We start from the raw sequence: 3,994 nt of genomic DNA, 5'->3' as shown, positions 1-3,994 counted from the left end.
CCTCCTCGGCGCCGGCGGGAGCGGCGGTCAGGGCGGCTGCCAGGGTGCCGACGACGGCGGCCGGTGCGGTGATCCGCATCGTCGCGGTGCGCGGGTTGGTGATGTGCATGTCGTCTCTCCCAGAAGCGCTTGAGGATCCACAGAAACGCTGACACGCATGTAAACGGATGTCAACAGGTGTGAAGTTTGTGACTGGAGTGATCCGTGTGAACTCGCGCACTGCGTCGCGTCGCGGATGAGATAGTGGAGGGGTGTCTGAGAACGCTGCTGATCCCTCCGCCTGGCTGACGATTCCCGAACTCGCCGAGGCGCTTCACGAGACGCCGGGACGCGTCCGCCGGCTGCTCGACGAGCACTACCTGATCGGCTCGCGCCGCAACGGCGCGTTCGCGGTACCCGCTGTGTTCGTCGTCGACGCGCGCCCGCTGCCCTCGCTGCGCGGCACGATCATGGCCCTGCAGGACGCCTCGTTCTCGGACGACGAGGTCATCGACTGGCTGCTCGCGGAGGAGGAGACGCTCGGCCGCACGCCGATCGCCGCGCTTCTCGCCGGGCACAAGAGCGAGGTCCGCCGCGTCGCGCGAACGCTCGCCTGACGGGATGCCACCGCTCGCTGCCGTGTCGGCTCAGGCCGATCGGGCGATCGCGGCCTCGGCCAGGCCCTGCAGCGCGCGGGATGCGGTCTCGTTCAGGTCTGCGTCACGGAGGGCTCGCACCGCGGCATCGCTGTAGTCGGCGATCATCTTCTCGACCTGCGCCGCGGCCCCTGTCTCGCGGATGAGCTCTTGCAGCTGCACGACCTCGGCTGCGCTGAGTTCGGGGTCGCCGATGCGCTCGTCGAGATGCGCACGGTCATCCGGTGTCAGAGCCTCGCGGGCGATCGCGATGAGCGCGGTGCGCTTGCCCTCGCGCAGGTCGTCGCCCGCCGGCTTGCCCGTGATCACGGGATCGCCGAAGACACCGAGCATGTCGTCGCGCAGCTGGAAGGCCATGCCGACCGGATGCCCGAACGCGCGCAGCCGCGCGAGCAGCCGCTCGTCGGCCCCGCCGAGAGTCGCGCCGAGGAGGATCGGCTGCTCGACGCTGTAGCGCGCGGACTTCAGAGCGACCACGCGCAGCGCGCGTTCGAGCAGGGAGGCGGGCGGGTTGACGCTCCACGCCGACTCCTCGGTCACGTCGAGCATCTGGCCGACGGTGACGTCGCGCCTCATCCGGGCGTATTCCGCCCGCGTCGGTCCGGCATGCGGATGCCCGATGAGGCACTCCTCGAGCAGGTCGTCGCTCCAGGCGACGAGGAGGTCTCCGAGCAGCACCGCCGTCGAGCGGCCGAAGGCCTCGGCATCGCCGTGCCAGCCGGCTTCGCGGTGAGCGGCTTCGAGCGCGCGATGCGACGCCGGGCGTCCGCGGCGCGTATCGGAGTTGTCGATCAGGTCGTCGTGCACGAGCGCTGCGGACTGGAAGATCTCCAGCGCCGCGCCGAGACCCCACAGTGCGTCATCCGTGGTCGCGACGTCGCCCGCGGCTGCGAGCCAGCCGGCGTGCGCGAACCTCGCACGAAGGCGCTTCCCACCCTGCAGCGTGGCGGCGGCTGCGTCCAGGAACAGATCGGCGTCGGGGCCGTACTCGGCGCTTCGCGAGCGGATGCTCTGCACGAACCGGTCGAGTCTCTCGGCGACGGCGTCGGTGACGAGGGAGGAAGACACGATTCCCAGCCTAGATGCAGACAATCGGGCGACGCGCGGCTAGCCGACCGCCCCGCGCGCGGGTAGACTTGGATGACCGAACCGAGGGGGTTGGACATGCCTCTTTCCGAACAAGAGCAGCGCATGCTCGATGAGATGGAACGCCATCTTCTCCAGCACGACGCGGACGTCGTCACGGCGCCGTCCGGCGACCGGTCTCTGAGCTACCGAAACCTGGTCTACGGCGCCCTTCTGCTGCTCGTCGGCATCGGCGGTCTCGTCGCCGCGGTCGCCGCTGGCGGCAGACTCGGAGCGGTCGGCAGCATCATCATCGGAGTCGTGGCCTTCCTCGCCATGCTGGGAGGGGCGATCCTCGCGTTCACGCCGGTGCGGCGAATCGTGCCGTCCGGTGTGTCGGCGAGCCCCCGCGGTGCGAAGGCGGCCGACTCCTCCTTCATGGATCGCATGAACGACCGCTGGGATCGGCGACAGGACGATCGCTGAGCTCACCCGCTGACCCGCCCCGCTGAGAGACCCGGATGCCGTGCATCCGGGTTTTTTCGTGCCTTCCGACGTCGGCGTGACGGCGAGCACGCCACTGGTCCTCCACTCACGCTCCACCGTGCCCCACCGCCCCCGATCCGCGGAATCACGCGTATCGCGGACGGCATCGGGGCGGCCCTCGCGAGATTGACGAGGATTGGTCGTAGGTAAGTGGAGTGAAGTGGAGTAAAGTGGTGCGCACCTCGAGTTGGCCGGACGTAGAGGGGGTGATGGCCAGTGCTGCTGGGTACTCACACGCCGAAGCTGGACGACAAGGGCCGCGTGATCCTTCCTGCGAAGTTCCGCGAGGATCTCGCCGGCGGCATCGTGGTCACCCGCGGCCAGGAGCGCTGCCTGTACGTCTTCAGCACCGCCGAGTTCGAGGCCAAGCACGAGCGGATCCGCGAAGCTCCGCTCACCGACAAGCAGGCCCGCAGCTTCCTGCGCATGTTCCTCTCCGGAGCGAGCGCCGAGATGCCCGACAGTCAGAACCGCATCACCATCCCCGCGCACCTCAGGCAGTACGCGGGGCTGGAGAAGGAGCTGGTCGTCACGGGAGTCGGCGCGCACGCCGAGATCTGGGACGCCTCGGCCTGGAACGACTACCTCGAGAGCAATGAAGAGTCCTACGCCGATCTGGAACAGGAGGTGATTCCCGGCTTGTTCTGACCACGGCTGTGATGCCTCGCCGCTCCGCCCCGACACACTTCCCCGGTGCCGGGTCGAGCGGAGAGGAATCAGAGCCGGAGGTCACGGGAGAAGATCATGAGCATCCGCGACATCCACACACCCGTGCTGCTGGAGCGCTGCATCGAGCTGCTCGCGCCCGCGCTGCAGCAGGACGGCGCGGTGCTCGTCGATGCCACGCTCGGCATGGGCGGTCACTCGGAGGCCTTCCTGGAGCGCTTCCCCGGCATCCGCCTGATCGGACTCGACCGCGATACGGACGCGCTTCGCATCGCGGGCGAGCGTCTGGCGCCGTTCGGCGATCGTGTCACGCTCGTGCACACGGTCTACGACGAGATCGGCCTGCACGCGCAGGGCGCGTCGGCGATCCTGTTCGACCTCGGCGTCTCATCCCTGCAGCTCGACGAGGCGGAGCGCGGCTTCGCGTACTCGAAGGATGCGCCGCTGGACATGCGCATGGACCAGACGAAGGGGCGCACCGCCGCGACCATCCTCGCGGAGTACAGCGAGGGCCAGCTCCGCCGGATCTTCGAGCGCTTCGGCGAGGAGAAGCTCGCCGGCCGCTACGCCCGCTTCATCGTCCAGGCGCGCACCGAGCGTCCTCTCACCCGCTCGGGTGAGCTGGTCGACCTGCTCGTCGCCGCCACGCCGGCCGCCGCACAGCGCGCCGGTCATCCCGCGAAGCGCGTCTTCCAGGCGCTGCGCATCGAGGTCAACTCCGAGCTGAGCGTGCTCGCCGACGCCATCCCCGCCGCGATGGACGCGCTCGTCGTCGGAGGGCGGATCGCCGTCATGGCGTACCAGTCGCTCGAGGACCGCCTGGTCAAGCAGGCGTTCTCGGCAGCATCGTCCTCGACCGCGCCCGCCGGCCTGCCCGTCGAGCTTCCGGAGCACGCCCCGCGCTTCCGCACCCTCACGAAGGGCGCAGAGCTCGCGAGCGATGACGAGAAGGCGCGCAACCCGCGCGCGATACCCGTGCGGCTGCGTGCCGCGGAGAAGCTGAGGGAGTCGGCATGAGCCTGCAGACCGCGCGCGCGCTGCCGCGCCCCACCCCGCCCGTCGACCCGCCGCGTCGGCTGACC

At 69.6% G+C, this 3,994-nt stretch carries 5 protein-coding genes; 4 read left to right on the top strand and 1 reads right to left on the bottom strand.

Annotated features, from left to right (window positions below):
* Positions 1 to 251: 251 nt before the first annotated feature.
* On the top strand, positions 252 to 596 hold the full coding sequence (locus RT309_RS14115; protein ID WP_313358053.1) for an Rv2175c family DNA-binding protein: 345 nt from the start codon (positions 252 to 254) through the stop codon (positions 594 to 596).
* Positions 597 to 626: 30 nt separating this feature from the next.
* On the opposite strand, the gene RT309_RS14110 is transcribed toward RT309_RS14115, so the two are convergent.
* Complete coding sequence (locus tag RT309_RS14110) at positions 627 to 1,703, bottom strand: polyprenyl synthetase family protein (protein WP_313358051.1); 1,077 nt, start codon at positions 1,701 to 1,703, stop codon at positions 627 to 629.
* Between the two features lie 96 nt (positions 1,704 to 1,799).
* Here RT309_RS14110 and RT309_RS14105 point away from each other — a divergent pair, with 96 nt between their 5' ends.
* The 3 genes from RT309_RS14105 (at position 1,800) to rsmH (ending at position 3,929) form a co-directional block, all read left to right on the top strand.
* Complete coding sequence (locus RT309_RS14105; protein WP_313358049.1) at positions 1,800 to 2,186, top strand: DUF3040 domain-containing protein; 387 nt, start codon at positions 1,800 to 1,802, stop codon at positions 2,184 to 2,186.
* Positions 2,187 to 2,462: 276 nt separating this feature from the next.
* Complete coding sequence (gene mraZ, locus RT309_RS14100) at positions 2,463 to 2,894, top strand: division/cell wall cluster transcriptional repressor MraZ (protein ID WP_313358047.1); 432 nt, start codon at positions 2,463 to 2,465, stop codon at positions 2,892 to 2,894.
* A gap of 96 nt (positions 2,895 to 2,990) precedes the next feature.
* Positions 2,991 to 3,929, top strand: a complete 939-nt coding sequence (gene rsmH / locus RT309_RS14095) for a 16S rRNA (cytosine(1402)-N(4))-methyltransferase RsmH (RefSeq protein WP_313358045.1) — start codon at positions 2,991 to 2,993, stop codon at positions 3,927 to 3,929.
* The last annotated feature ends 65 nt before the right edge of the window (positions 3,930 to 3,994 follow it).

The organism is Microbacterium sp. (genome assembly GCF_032084865.1).
In the GTDB taxonomy this organism is placed as follows: domain Bacteria; phylum Actinomycetota; class Actinomycetes; order Actinomycetales; family Microbacteriaceae; genus Microbacterium.
The sequence above is the reverse complement of the archived record's forward strand: the minus strand, read 5'-3'. Positions and strand labels throughout refer to the sequence as shown.